This window comes from Rothia sp. P5766, from assembly GCF_048513555.1.
In the GTDB taxonomy this organism is placed as follows: Bacteria; Actinomycetota; Actinomycetes; order Actinomycetales; family Micrococcaceae; genus Rothia.
Genome location: NZ_JBLXXS010000009.1, coordinates 22,885 through 36,366, shown reverse-complemented (window position 1 = coordinate 36,366; position 13,482 = coordinate 22,885). Strand labels below are relative to the sequence as shown.

The following is a 13,482-nucleotide window of genomic DNA, read 5'->3' as shown; positions in this document are numbered from 1 at the left end:
ACCATCAGTAAAAACTCTGTACTGTGAGATAAGGAATCTATATTGAGGGGTGAGGGAATGGTGCATACCAACCAGAAATTTCAGCAGAATATCCTGCGTTACTGGCGTATTCTGGAACTCTTTGAACCGCAGAAAGTCCCGCAAGTGCAGGGAAACCCTTTTGAGCATGTACTTGTTCAAGATCTTAGTCTTAAGGGTCCTCTACCTTGGGAAAGCAGCGAATTGCCACCACAAGACCCTCGGTTCCCGGACCATCGTTACGAGTGGGCTTACTACATTTATGCCGGGGTCTTCCCCCAAAAGCTTATTTTCGATGAGCTCAGTAAACATATTTCTGAAGAAGAAAAAGAATTAAAACGCCCAGACGATGAAGCCGAAACTGCTGTAGCAAGCTTTCAAATCGATCATTACGGCCGCCTGATTCTGGGAAGTGCACAGCTGACCACCGCTTTATGGGGTTTGTACCGAAAGAATCTGTTACCCACTGACCACGCACTGTCAATTGATACAACGAATAAAGAGCTCAATGACTCTTTGATTCACCTCGAAGCAAATAGGGTGCGAGAGGCTAAAGGACTTCATCGCGAAGATAAAACAATGAGCGATCTAGATCTACTATCTGACCAGCTACCAATTGACATTGATCTTTTGCGGCGCATACATTATCTTTCCCTGCGAGCCCAAAAATCCCCTAAAACAGTTGATGGCAAATTAAGTAGTCTTGCTGAAGAACGTCTCCTTAGGCCTGTCTTTAGGTATAAACGAACCCGCATCCGGGTGGATAACCTTGAAGGAGCCCAGAGGATTGATCCTGATCATCTGCTGGGTAGCTTCCACCTGGGCGATTTAGATCGGGCAATCAAAGATGCAGCGGAGGGGGACCTCAGCGCACCATTGCAAAGATATTTGTTTACTGACTCACAAGTGCAGGGAATCTGTCGCCGTGATGTACGAAAAAATCAAGAATATCTCCAGGAAGGCGTAGCTCCCGGTAAAACTGCCTTGGGCAGGTGGCCCACTAACCCGGAGTACCATCTAGCGATGAGTCAGCAGTTCACCGTTAATAAGATTCGTGAGTCACAGAGCCATGGATCCCTGCTGGGCGTCAACGGGCCTCCCGGAACCGGAAAAACCACTCTGGTTCGCGATGTTTATGCTGATCTGATAGTTGAGCGTGCCCGTAGACTAGCAGAATTAGCAGAGCCACAGGCTGGATTCACAGGATTCCAACCCTATAAAGCACCCAACGGCAAGGAGTACAAGCTGTCAGTGCTTGCTCAGCAACTTCGTGGCTTCGAAATGCTAGTAGTTAGCGCTAACAACACTGCTGTCGAGAACATCTCGCTGGAACTACCTCAGCTAGATTCTGTGAGCGATGAGTTTGAGGGCCTCAGCTTTTTTGCTGACCCTGCGAGCAAGGCAATTAGCAGTAAGAAACAGCAGAAACTGGCTTGGGGCTTGGCAGCCGCGAGACTGGGGAAGCGATCTAACTGCCGTGATTTTAAAAAGAAAGTATGGTCAAGGCTCAAAGACCATGACCCAAAATCTTTAGAAGAAATTTTGAAGGACCCTTCGGATAAACGTGACTGGCAGCAAGCGGTAACTGCTTATCGAGAAAAAGAAAAGAGGGTTAAAGGTCTGCTTGACCGGGCTCAACAAGCTGAAATTCATTTGAAGCAGCTCCCCAAAGTTCGAGAGAACTTGCAGTCAGCTGAGCAGAATTTATTAACTGTTCAGAGCCTCTATCAAAAAAATAAAGAAGATATTAGCTTTTTAGAGCGGGAGCTTCAAGCAGCTCAAACCGAGTACGAAATGGCTCAAGTAAGATTGCAGACCCAGTTAGCTGCTAAACCTGGTTTCTGGAGCAACATGATGAGCTGGGGAAAAGCACATAAAACCTGGTATGAGCGTTATGCAGAAATTGAGATGTTATCCCAGAGCTCTGAGAGCCTGCTTCTTGAGAAGCGCAAGCACTTTAGTCGGCTACAGGATGAAGAACAACGTCTCATTGCGGACATTCAGAAATTTGCTTCGTCTGCTGAAGCTCAGCGCAGGGTCCTACTTGACCTGGAACAACTACTTGGACAGGATAGAGATTTCTTTGGCGATAGTTTCCCGGAGAGGAACCAGAACTTAGAGATTAATACTCCATGGCTTACTGCTGAGCTAGATAGGGCACGCAGCGAACTTTTTATTGAGTCAATGCGCCTTCATGAGGATTTTGTTCTCCACAATGCATCTAAATTTAAGTTTCTACTGAGTGTGACCTTTGACCTGATGCTAGGGAAAAAAGTTGACGAAGAATTACCCCCAACACTTTGGTCGGCTTTTTTCATGGTAGTACCGTTGGTTTCCTCAACTTTTGCTTCGGCAACCAAATTATTTGCTGGCCTTCCCCGGGAAAGTCTGGGCTGGGTCATTGTGGATGAAGCTGGGCAGGCAAGGCCTCAACAGGCTGTGGGCATTTTTCAGCTTGCCCAAAATGCCCTGGTAGTGGGAGACCCATTGCAGCTGGAGCCCGTTGTCACGCTACCCAACTATGTGGGAAAACAGATTGCTTGCAAGATGGGCATTTCCAGCGACTGGCAACCACCGAATGCTTCTGTCCAATCTGTAGTGGATCGTGTATCAGAAGATGGAACCTCGATCGGTGATGATGAAGAAGTGCGCTGGGTGAGTGCGCCCCTTCGTGTGCATCGGCGCTGTGATGAGCCTATGTTCTCTATCTCCAATGAGGTTGCTTACGATAACGCTATGCTCCAAGGTGTAAAGCGTGATGAGGACCCTAGGTTCATGAGTCCTAATGAATTTGGGGAACAGTTGCCCTTGCAGTCTCTTAAAACCCAGTGGTTCCATTTAGCCTCCGCACCAGGTGTCGAAAAGGTGCAGATAGAGGAAATCCGTAGGCTTAAAGAATTGCTGAATGAACTCAACACCGTTGGTGTTCTCGACTCAGAAATTATGGTGATTTCACCTTTTAAAAAGATTGCGAATCGGCTGGCGCAAATTGGCAAAGAGCGTGGTCAGGGATTACAAGCTGGTACGATTCACAGCACTCAGGGTAAGGAAGCGACTGCAGTTATCCTGGTGCTAGGAACGGGTAAGCATAATCCGGGTGCACGTAGCTGGGCCGCACAAACCCCTAACCTCCTGAATGTTGCTGTCAGCCGGGCGAAGCGCAGGCTTTACGTTATCGGCGACAGGGATGAGTGGGGCGGTCTTCCTTATTTCTCGACAATGAATAGATTGCTCGGGCACTAACCCCTGGCGCAGGTAGCTGATTATCGCCCTCTAACTAAGTTTGTGGCTTCTCACGCACCGCCGACACCCTACCGCTTGTACTCACCTAGTAGACTAGGGAGCAAAAGATTCTTCACAACAAAAGGCTTATATCTCCGTGGCTCTTACTATTGGTATTGTCGGTCTGCCCAACGTCGGCAAATCGACCCTCTTTAACGCACTGACTAAAAACAACATCCTGGCGGCAAACTACCCTTTCGCCACCATTGAACCGAACATTGGCGTAGTGAACCTGCCGGATGAGCGTCTTGCCCGCCTGGCAGAGATCTACGGTTCCGAACGCATCCTGCCTGCAACAGTATCTTTCGTAGATATTGCCGGTATTGTACGTGGTGCCTCCGAGGGCGAAGGCTTGGGTAACCAGTTCCTGGCTAACATCCGTGAGGCGCACGCCATCGCCCAGGTCGTTCGTGCTTTTGACGACCCCGATGTTATCCACGTGGATGGCAAGGTAGACCCTGCCTCTGACATGGAAACCATCAACACCGAACTGGTGCTGGCGGATCTGCAGACCCTGGAAAACGCTATCCCGCGCCTGGAAAAGGCCGTCAAAATCAAGAAGGGCGACCCCGCCCAGCTTGAGGAGTACAAGAAGGCTCAGGCCATACTGGAAGAGGGCGACACCCTGATTTCCAAGTACAAGGAAGCCAAGATCGACATGGCTTTGCTCAAGGAGCTGAACCTGCTGACCTCTAAGCCCTTCATCTACGTCTTTAACTCGGACGAGGGCGTGCTGGCTTCTGAGGAAAAGCAGCAGGAACTGCGCGAGCTGGTGGCACCTGCCGAGGCTGTCTTCCTGGACGCCAAGCTTGAGGCTGACATGGTGGAGCTCTCTGAGGAAGAAGCTCGCGAGATGCTAGAACTGAACGGTCAGGACGAATCTGGCCTGGACCAGTTAGCCCGTGTTGGCTTCTCTACCCTGGGCTTGCAGACCTACCTGACCGCTGGCCCCAAGGAGACCCGCGCCTGGACTATCTCCCAGGGCGACACCGCACCCCAGGCTGCCGGCGTGATTCACACTGATTTTGAGCGGGGCTTCATTAAAGCTGAGATTGTCTCCTTTGAGGACCTGGACGCCGCAGGCTCCATGGCTGAGGCTAAGGCCAAGGGTAAGGTCCGTATTGAAGGTAAGGACTACATCATGCAGGACGGCGACGTGGTGGAGTTCCGCTTCAACGTCTAGTCAGTCTCTGATTGTTTTGAGTTTATAAAAACCTCCCGGTACCTGTACTAAACAGGGCCGGGAGGTTTTATTTGATGAGACAACAATACCTTATTCCCTTGTCCTAGGGGGACCATAGGATACTAAGAGTATGACAGGACCAGCGGGTCTCGACCCCGAGGCACCGTAGGAGGCCGCCACTCGGTTTTCACTTTTTAGGTCTGTAACGGCTGAAGGGCTTTGGCGAAGAGAACGATTTAGACTTCTGGTTGATTTCACGCCCCGGTATGAGCACCTTTTTGAAGATTTTTGCGGGGTCAAGCAGAAGCCGCAAGCAACTACCCACAGGGACGCAGATTTGGTTACCGCTAGAGCGGAGAGAAGCCCTTTATAAAGCAGACTGCAAGGCTAAATGTGATCCATTTTATTTTTTCTAAAAGTATATGCAGGTCAAGATACGACTTAACGGCGGCTATTTGGAACCTCGTTACATGAGATTGCAGAGCGGACCCTCACGAGAGCTACAAAAACCATTAAAAATTAAAGAGATAAATACAAATCACTTGCCTCTACAATAATTAATACAAAGCAAATTAACCTGCAAACACACTGTGCGGGTCTTAACTGTTCAGAGGGGACCAAATGTCAGAGGAAACACCACAAAATAGTGATCTTGAAGGACTGCAGGAGACCGTAATCGTTGAAGTTAAACCTGGAGTCGCAGCAGTTTTTTCGCAGAAGCCTGTTCCGGGGTTAGAACTCCTATCTTTTGATCTTATGCCTGAAGGGTCAGCCAAAGTCATTGCTGACGGCCTTTCGGGTTTTGTTGCAGGAGCAAATATCCTTGCTCAAAAACAAGTCTCTCCAGAGTTTCTCCAGGGGCTGGTCCGACTTAATCCAACCACTGTGGAAAAACTTCAGACAATGGTTCCAGTCGTCGCGAAAACCGGGGAGAATCTTGGCGTGCTTAAAACCGCTGGGGGTAATGGGTTTAGTCACATCATGCGTTGGTCCGAGCTAGCTCCAGCTGATTTAGCTAGGTTGTCGGCTCTCAGCACTGGACCAGGAATGGTTCTCGTCGCTTTACAAATGCAACTTTCCTCTATCTCACGCCGTCTAGATGAGAACCTCAAACTAACCCGTCAGGCCATCAACGAAATTCGTCAAGCAACGCAAGAAGAACGTTGGTCTACCCTTATCTCATTGGACTCTTCAGTTTCCAAAGCTGTGGAAGAAGCACGGCAGATAGGGCAGGTGAGCACTGGTATTTTTTCCCCTATTCTTTCCAAGGAAACGGATATCCTCAAAAGCCGTAACCTGTTTAAACAGAATATTTCCAAGCACCTCAAAGGGCTAGAGTGCGCTGAGAGTAAATCGGAAAGAAAAGAATACGTCCTAGAGCATCAGAACGATATTCTCAACGACGCATACGGCTACCTGCTGGCAGAATGGACCCGACACAGGTGGAATGTTTTACGTGCATCCCACATCAGCCTCAACCCGGATGATGAAAAACTGCTTCAAGCTGTTCTCACCACCACAGAGTCAGAATATGAAGAAGCTCAGCAGGAGCTCCAAAAGCTAGTCGGCAAACTAATCCAACAGTTGAAGCTGATGACGATCATTGAGGGCAAAAGTGTACTGCGGCTCCCTTTGGGACTCGGGCGCAAATATGAATCAGATAATCCCCTCGAAAAGTCTGAGCAATTAGCCCAGTCCGTTGCCGAACTCATGGGGAGCATCTATCAGCAACCCTCCAAGCCTGCACCGGCTCTCCTAGTGTTTGATAAGGATGAGACAGGAGATGATCTTCTTTCCATCTTGCAGTGGTCTCTGCCTCGCGAAGAGAAACTACTTGTTTTGGCTGATGTGAATGTGGGTATGCGTAATTCCTACCTGGGTATCACTCAAAATTATTTCTTTGTCACTCGATACGCGGATCTAAAGAAGAACGGTGACACTGGGACACTCTATAATCTCCAGGACGTTCGTTATGTTCGGTTCGACGATGATAAAAAGAATAGCCCCACCATCCACATCCATACCAAGGACGCTAGTTTCAGTATCGGTTTTGACAGTTGGATTAGCCAGGACAAGAACCTCAAAAAAGTTGCTAGGGTGGCCGATATCTTTGCTTCGGTGATGAACATCCCCGAAGCTGAGAAGAAGCAAGACCCTGTTTTTGAAATTGAAATGACCGAGCTGAAGGCCATTAAAGAGTGAGTTCCTGGCTCAGGGCATATAGCTGAGCGTTTCATCCTGAGAGCTTATGCGGCAACTGAGGAGGGCTCAACGGCGAAGAACTTTCGTTGAGCCTACCTTTCTCCTGATGAGGCTCTAATGTGAGACATGCACAATAATGGTGGGTATGCGTCGATACTCTCAGCACTTTGTACGTCTGATTCTGGGCTCTTTCATGCTTTTGGCTGGTACCGCCCACCTGAGCTACGCCCGCCAGTCCTTCCTGGCCCAGGTGCCCGTCTGGCTACCACTAGATCCAGACTTGGTTGTGGTGGCCTCCGGGCTGGTGGAGCTAGGCTTCGGTCTGGGCTTACTCTTTGCCCCGCAAAGCTCCCGTAGGGCAGTAGCCCTAGCGCTAGCTCTCTTCTACGTCCTCATCTTCCCCGGCAACATCAACCAGTACCTTCAAGGGATTGATGCCTTCGGGCTAGATACTGACGCCAAGCGCTTTGTCCGTCTGCTCTTCCAGCCCCTGCTCGTCCTTGCCGCTCTCTGGGCCGGAGGGATCCTGCCCAGAGGTAAAAAACTAGAGCCCTAATCTCTTGCTGAGGTCCAGGCCAGCAGACGGGCCAAACGATGTGCGAGCCCTATACTGGCTTAAACAGGAAAAGAAAAAGAGACAACACTCAAGGGACCTGCAGGAGGATAAATGTCCGCTACAAAATTTTCTCTCCTACTCTGCAGTGGCCTACTAGTGCTAAGCGCTTGCGGCGGCCCTGAGCCGGGAACTGACAGTAACCCATCAGCCAGTTCCCCCATGAGCCCCTCACCAAGCTCAACCGAAAGCCCTAGACCGTCTAGCTCACCCACCGTCACTGTCTCACCAGCTACCGCTAGTACCTCCGCTAGCCCAACAGCTCCTGCAACCTCATCCACCCCTGCGACAGCAAACCCCACCAACCAGCAGCCGGGGGCCGCCCATCAAACTACCGCCCCACCGCTGACTGAAAGAAAAGGCTACATCCCGCAGGGTGCGGTTCCTGTCACCTCCTTCTACCCGGTCAGCGAGAACTGGAATGTTGGTATTCTCGTGAGCCCCTCAGGCAATATCGGGTGCGATGTTAGAGGCACTACCACAGCCGTCTGCGGGGTGGTCTCCTACGCGGAGGAAAGGAAGTACACAGAACCCTCAGCACTGCTTACCCGGTGGATTTTCTCGCTGGATGATTCAGTCCAGCAGGTGGAGCTAGGGGCACGGGGTGATGCCCTCTTCTTCATGATGAACCAGTCTAACCCTTCTGGTGGTTCTGCCCAGGTGGTGCCTTATGGGACCAGTGTTTACTCCCAGCACCTGGCCTGTGAGTCGGCACAAGAGGCCATGACCTGCTGGAACACTAAGACCGGCAGGGGAGTTGTAATGAGTAGAGAGGGCTACAGTACTTTTTAGCTCTGCTAACCGCTGTGTCAGCGTCCCTGTGCCTGTGGCCCGGCGTGCGGGGCGCGCCCTGTGTATCTGCCATAATGAGGGGTGAAGTAGTCTCTTGACCCGTTCGAAGGAAGCGCCATGTCTGAAGAATACACGCCAGCTTGCCCAGCGTGCGCTGAGGAATACTCCTACCAGCAGGGGCAGCTGTGGGTTTGCCCCATGTGCGGCCACGAGTGGATTGAGGCTGAAAAGGGCGCTGAGCCTGATGAAGCCGGCAGCAAGGTCCTGGACTCGGTAGGTAATGAGCTAACCGACGGTGACGCAGTGACCATTACTAAGGGCCTAAAAGTTAAAGGTGGCGCGGATATTAAAGCTGGCACCAAGGTGCGCGGTATCCGCCTACTGGAGAGCCCTATCAACGGCCATGACCTTGAGGCCAAGGTTCCCGGCGCTGGCCAGATCTACCTCAAATCTTCTGTGGTAAAAAAGATTAACTAATGCTTGGCAGAGGCGTAAAAGCTAAGGGAACGGCTTCTCAGTTTGATGATTCATATTTAGTAGCAATCTACGATGAGGACAACCCTGACGGGGAAGACCACGATTTCTTTCGCCGTCTAGCTACAGCGACACAGGCCCAGTCCATTGTCGATTTGGGCTGTGGCACCGGAATCCTTACTGTTACCCTCACCGGGTCTGGTCGATCTGTCATAGGAATAGACCCAGCTCCGGCCATGATTAAGTATGCCCAACATCGTCCGGGCGCACATTGCGTAGAGTGGCAGGTGGGAACAAGCGATCAGATCATGCCACACTCCGCTGACCTGGTGATAATGAGTGGCAATGTAGCTATGCATATGATTGGGGATCAGTGGTACAAGGCTCTCAAACATATTGCACATGGACTGAAACTTGGCGGGCGGCTAGCCTTCGAGACCCGCAATCCCGAAAATCGTGCCTGGGAACGATGGAGTCACGAGCAGACTACACGTAAGACAGTTATTGGCCGTTTGAATGAAACCACAGTGATTGAGCCACCGGACCAACAGGGAGTTGTGGTTATGCGCTCGCACAGAGAATTTCTGGAGAGTGGCTACATGGTTGATACCGTTCAGCGGCTTCAGTTTAGAAGCTATGAGCAGATTACTGAAGCCTTAGAGCAAGCTGGTCTAAGGGTGGAGCGCTGTTACCGTTCCTGGAGTTGTGAGCCTTTTACTGGGGGAGAGGACCAGCCCCTAATGATTTTCACCGCAGCAAAATACTAAAACTTACAAGTAAAGTTGGAATACCAATAGCGTTGAGACTCAACCAGAAAACCTACAAGCTCACTGATAATTATGGCTGGAGAGGCTTTCCCCCTTGTGGCAATTTAGGGTTTGGGCGTACTGTGTAGATACTGCTTATAGAACTATATGAAGGTGGATGTTATGAAAGCACGTTTAGCCCTGCTTGCGGGTATCGGTGTGGGTTATGTTTTGGGCGCCCGCGCCGGTCGCGAGAGCTACGAAAAGATCAAGAGTCAGGCTAACAAAGCTCTGCATGACCCTACTGTTCAAGAGAATGTGAAGGCCGCAGGGGAAACTATTCGCCATAAAGCTCCTCTGGTTGCCGAGAAAACCAAAGAAGTAGCTTCAACGGCTGTAGAAAAAACCAAAGAAAAAGTAGAAGAAATCAAAGAGACCCGCATCGAAACCAAGGCAGAGAAAGCCGCCGATGAAGCAGTCGAGCAAGCACCTGCAGATGTTATCTCAGATCCAGTCACCGCCCCCGAGGACGAAGGCCCGCTAGCTACTGCCTAGGCACCTCAGCAACTCCAGCCCGTCGACCGTTTAGAGCTCTATGCGGTAGGCGGGCTTTTTACTGCCTCTTCCACTGGTGTTCTCTGCAAACCGTAAGAGCCTTAAGAGGGATAGGTCCACCGTAGATATGTGGGAACAGCTCAGAGCCTGGGTCGAGCGGATCACACGGTTCGTGCTGTACGGTGAGATTCGCATCAGCCAAAGCCAGCTCATCAATAGTTAGAACGAGGGCATCCTGACGGTCACTATAGACTGCCTGCCAAATGCGCTGGACCTGGTCCTCTGAAGCGCTACAGTGAATGAATCTTGCTTGAGCCAGGGGAAGTCCACGGGTAGAGATATCGTAAAAACCTGTTTTAAGAGCGCGAGCGTAGTCTTCGGGTAAAGCTATATGGAACAACATAATGTCAGCTTAACACTGTGCCATGCTATTCTCTGATGCTCTAACCGGTGTACCGGCCAAGACTATGAGCGGAAGGCGCCAACGCCTTCAGAAAGCCGAATAAATTCATCGATGTCCTCTTGGGTGGCATAGGCTACCGGGGTAACCAGTATCTCGTTCATACAGGAACGGAAAATCCTGCTGATGTTGACGGGCTCTGACCCCCGCCCACCAATCACAGCCTTAGTGGAGAGCCCATAGCTAAGGGTAGTCAGCTTATTAGCCTGAACCTTCAGATGAGTACCAGTTTTAATCTGACCAGTACTATCAAGGTAGACCAGCATGTTATAAAAATATGAGCGAATCCGCTCAAGACCTTTGGTCGAAATATCCTTGATACCGGGGACTGGGCGTAGTTCGGAAACCATGCTGAGGGTAATACGGGAGATTGCCTGCGAACGCGGGGTGATGGGGAGAAAATGCTCCAGAATTTTAACCGTGTTGAGAACATCCTGGCCTTCGACAGAAACAGCTTTCATACTGGCTTCTGTTTCCTGCCCAATAAGGTCAAAGGCGAAGGTGAGAAGCTCCACTCTGTTATTAAAAGAGTGACGTAGCGATCCCATAGAGATCCCGGCCTCGGCTGCAACATTCCTGACGGTAACGGCACTAACACCGCGCTCATTGAGCAGTTTCCATAGAGCCTGGGCAATTACCCGGTTCCGGGCTTCGTGGTCGATGAGTTTAGGCACGGACAAACTCCTGAGGGTCAGTAGAGGCATCCTGGCAGACAGGGGAGATAAAGATGTTCAGGAGTGTCTCGAACTGCACAATAATAGGTTCGGTAAGTTCCTGCGTGCTGATCTCACCATCTGTGAGAGTGTAAAGCGCGTTAATGCCCCAGAGCAAGGCAACGAGCTTCTCCACCTCCAGGTCAATATCTAGCCCCGGCTTGAGGAAGCCATGAGCTCGAAGCTGGCTCAACAAGAACCCATAGGCATATATAAAGTCAGCCTCATGTTCTTGGAGTATTTTTGCAATATCAGGGAAAATTCGCATGTCTGCCAGCATGCCTGCTATGACTGTCGTGAATCGTTGTCCGTCTTCTGAAACCGGTGAAAGGTAGGTGTAAAGTTCTTCCAAATTGTCAAGTAGCTGGCCCTCAAACTGCCGGTTGGTGAGGGAACGGATAAACTTTTTTCCTGCAAAGTCCAGGGAAAAAAGCATCATCTCCTCAAAAGAGGGGAAGACATGGCGCAAAGAGCCGGTAGAGATCCCGGCTTGGGCGGCAACGGTCCGTACCGAGACACCTCGTACTCCCTCACGCGTCAGCACCTGCCAGACTGCGTGAGCGATCTCCTGTTTTCGTTCCTCATGGTCTATTAGTTTTGGCACAGAATCAACTTTAGAACATCTTCTAAACCCGACACCTTTTTGGCTACAAGATGTCACGAAAGTGTCGACACGCCCCAAGGATGACTGCCCTAAAGCTCCAGTGGGCTAGAGCATAACTGCACGCCCACAGCGCAACCTCTTGCATAGCCTGGTTAAGCAGGACACAATGGATTCTATGGCTACTACACATTTAGAAGGCAGCGCCGTTCAGACCGTCGGCGAACTGCCCACCCTTGACTCACAGGCTCCCAGCTTTACCCTGGTCAAGACCGATTTGAGTGAGATTTCATCCGCCGATTTTGCCGGTAAAAAGGTAATCCTCAATATCTTCCCCTCCATCGATACCGGCGTTTGCGCCAGCTCGGTGCGCACCTTCAACCAGCAGGCAGCTGCTTTGGAGAACACCGTGGTTCTGTGTGTTTCCCAGGATCTTCCTTTTGCCCTGGGTCGCTTCTGTGGTGCAGAAGGCATCGAAAACGTCGTGACTGCTTCTGCCTTCCGTTCATCATTTGGCAAAGACTTTGGCCTAACCCTCGCTGATGGCCCGCTGGCCGGTCTCTTGGCCCGATCCGTGCTTATTCTGGACACCGAAGGCCAGGTCATCTATACCCAGCTGGTCGATGAAATTAGCAGCGAACCCGATTATCAAGCCGCACTTGCTGCTCTTTAAGCCTTGACCGCTTGTATCATGTGGCCCCCGTTCCTGCCAGTGCTGGCAGGAACGGGGGCCTTATCTATGATGGCTGTTACCTAGCTTAGAAAACCCAGTTAGCCAGAATAACGCAGGTTGCTGTTCCCGCCAGGAGGCTAAGGGCGAGGTTTCCGCGCCAAAGATGTAGGGCAGCGGTCACAAGGGTTCCGGCCAAGTAGGGGGTAGCTGTTTGCCAGGAAGAATAGTCAATGTCTGCAATCACATAAAAACCCAGGCAGATAATAGCCCCTAAGGGTACCCAGCGGGCCAAATCAGTGACGAGGGCTGAGTCTTTGAGCGCATTTTTGATGCCAAAAGGAAGCAGCCGCAGGGCAAAGGTGATGCCTGCGGAGAGAAAAATAGCGGAGAGGATGTAACTGGTGCTAGGCACGGGGCAGCTCCTGTAGGGCTGTTTTAGGCTGGGCATAATGGCGGATCGTCAGCAAGGCGACAAGGCCCAGGAGAGAGAGAAGCAAGATGGAATGGGGGAAGAACACTATGGCAGTTATCGAGGAGAGGGCTGCCAGCGCCGCCGTTGTTTTATCCCTGACTGCTTTATAGGCGTTGATAGAGAGCAGAATAAACATACCGGTCATCACAAAGTCCACGCCTTTGAGATGCGATAGTAAAGTGGCGCCTACAAGAGCGCCTAGAGTTGACCCGCCCCACCAGCTCACCCAGAGACCCACAGATACGGTTAAAATACGACTCCCGCGAAAGCCCTGGGAGCCCGGTGCGGTATTGACTGCGTAGGCTTCATCGCAGAGCAGATACACGGCGACCGCTTTAGCTAGGTTCCCCTGAACATTCTGTAGCGGGTAAGAGATACCGTAGACCAGGTGGCGGGCATTCATGAGTAGGGTAGTTGAGGCGATCAGTGAGAGGGGCGCTACCGAGGCAATGAGCCCAACCAACAGAAATTCCACCGAGCCGGCGAAGACGATCGCTGAGAGTGCAGGCGCAACCCACCAGGGTAAGCCAACCGAAGCGACCAGTACGCCTAAGCCCATACCCATGACCATAAACCCTATGCACAAAATACCCGCTACTCGCATGCCTTCTTTAAAGCCGCTTTCACCGGGTAGGGTAGCGACATGCTCACCGACAATATCGGGTGTGGTTGAGGTTTCTTTCGTGATGTGCATACGG

At 51.1% G+C, this 13,482-nt stretch carries 14 protein-coding genes; 9 read left to right on the top strand and 5 right to left on the bottom strand.

Annotated elements, in window-relative coordinates; all coding sequences use genetic code 11:
- The first annotated feature begins 57 nt into the window (after positions 1–57).
- The 8 genes from ACN08V_RS06155 to ACN08V_RS06120 all read left to right on the top strand — a co-directional run bounded on the left by ACN08V_RS06155 (position 58) and on the right by ACN08V_RS06120 (position 9,865).
- A complete protein-coding gene (locus ACN08V_RS06155; RefSeq protein ID WP_419104899.1) occupies positions 58–3,261 on the top strand; it encodes a DEAD/DEAH box helicase in 3,204 nt (1,067 codons plus the stop codon).
- Positions 3,262–3,397: 136 nt separating this feature from the next.
- Positions 3,398–4,483, top strand: coding sequence for a redox-regulated ATPase YchF (ychF, locus tag ACN08V_RS06150; protein ID WP_419104898.1), 1,086 nt, complete (start codon positions 3,398–3,400; stop codon positions 4,481–4,483).
- Positions 4,484–5,104: 621 nt separating this feature from the next.
- Positions 5,105–6,685: a hypothetical protein gene (locus tag ACN08V_RS06145; protein WP_419104897.1), complete on the top strand. Its 1,581-nt coding sequence runs from the start codon at positions 5,105–5,107 to the stop codon at positions 6,683–6,685.
- A 145-nt stretch (positions 6,686–6,830) separates the two neighbouring features.
- Entirely contained in the window at positions 6,831–7,241 is a 411-nt protein-coding gene (locus ACN08V_RS06140; RefSeq protein WP_419104896.1) for a DoxX family membrane protein, read from the top strand.
- A gap of 219 nt (positions 7,242–7,460) precedes the next feature.
- Positions 7,461–8,090, top strand: coding sequence for a hypothetical protein (locus ACN08V_RS06135; RefSeq protein ID WP_419104895.1), 630 nt, complete (start codon positions 7,461–7,463; stop codon positions 8,088–8,090).
- Between the two features lie 117 nt (positions 8,091–8,207).
- Positions 8,208–8,567, top strand: coding sequence for a zinc ribbon domain-containing protein YjdM (locus ACN08V_RS06130; RefSeq protein WP_419104894.1), 360 nt, complete (start codon positions 8,208–8,210; stop codon positions 8,565–8,567).
- A complete protein-coding gene (locus tag ACN08V_RS06125) occupies positions 8,567–9,331 on the top strand; it encodes a class I SAM-dependent methyltransferase (protein WP_419104893.1) in 765 nt (254 codons plus the stop codon). Before ACN08V_RS06130 ends, ACN08V_RS06125 begins: the two co-directional genes overlap by 1 nt.
- A gap of 162 nt (positions 9,332–9,493) precedes the next feature.
- Entirely contained in the window at positions 9,494–9,865 is a 372-nt protein-coding gene (locus ACN08V_RS06120) for a hypothetical protein (protein WP_419104892.1), read from the top strand.
- Between the two features lie 58 nt (positions 9,866–9,923).
- On the opposite strand, the gene ACN08V_RS06115 is transcribed toward ACN08V_RS06120, so the two are convergent.
- The 3 genes from ACN08V_RS06115 to ACN08V_RS06105 form a co-directional block, all read right to left on the bottom strand.
- Entirely contained in the window at positions 9,924–10,268 is a 345-nt protein-coding gene (locus tag ACN08V_RS06115) for a DUF952 domain-containing protein (RefSeq protein WP_419104891.1), read from the bottom strand.
- 62 nt (positions 10,269–10,330) lie between these two features.
- Positions 10,331–10,999 (bottom strand): TetR/AcrR family transcriptional regulator, encoded by a 669-nt coding sequence (locus ACN08V_RS06110; RefSeq protein ID WP_419099390.1) that lies wholly within the window; start codon positions 10,997–10,999, stop codon positions 10,331–10,333.
- A complete protein-coding gene (locus tag ACN08V_RS06105; RefSeq protein ID WP_419099391.1) occupies positions 10,992–11,642 on the bottom strand; it encodes a TetR/AcrR family transcriptional regulator in 651 nt (216 codons plus the stop codon). Before ACN08V_RS06105 ends, ACN08V_RS06110 begins: the two co-directional genes overlap by 8 nt.
- Before the next feature lie 175 nt (positions 11,643–11,817).
- On the opposite strand from ACN08V_RS06105, the gene tpx reads away from it, so the two are divergent.
- On the top strand, positions 11,818–12,312 hold the full coding sequence (gene tpx / locus ACN08V_RS06100; protein ID WP_419099392.1) for a thiol peroxidase: 495 nt from the start codon (positions 11,818–11,820) through the stop codon (positions 12,310–12,312).
- Positions 12,313–12,397: 85 nt separating this feature from the next.
- Here the strand turns inward: tpx and ACN08V_RS06095 are convergent, their stop codons facing one another.
- Together ACN08V_RS06095 and ACN08V_RS06090 are read right to left on the bottom strand one after the other, a co-directional pair.
- Complete coding sequence (locus ACN08V_RS06095) at positions 12,398–12,724, bottom strand: branched-chain amino acid transporter permease (protein ID WP_419099393.1); 327 nt, start codon at positions 12,722–12,724, stop codon at positions 12,398–12,400.
- Positions 12,717–13,478: an AzlC family ABC transporter permease gene (locus tag ACN08V_RS06090; protein WP_419104890.1), complete on the bottom strand. Its 762-nt coding sequence runs from the start codon at positions 13,476–13,478 to the stop codon at positions 12,717–12,719. Before ACN08V_RS06090 ends, ACN08V_RS06095 begins: the two co-directional genes overlap by 8 nt.
- Positions 13,479–13,482: the final 4 nt, after the last annotated feature.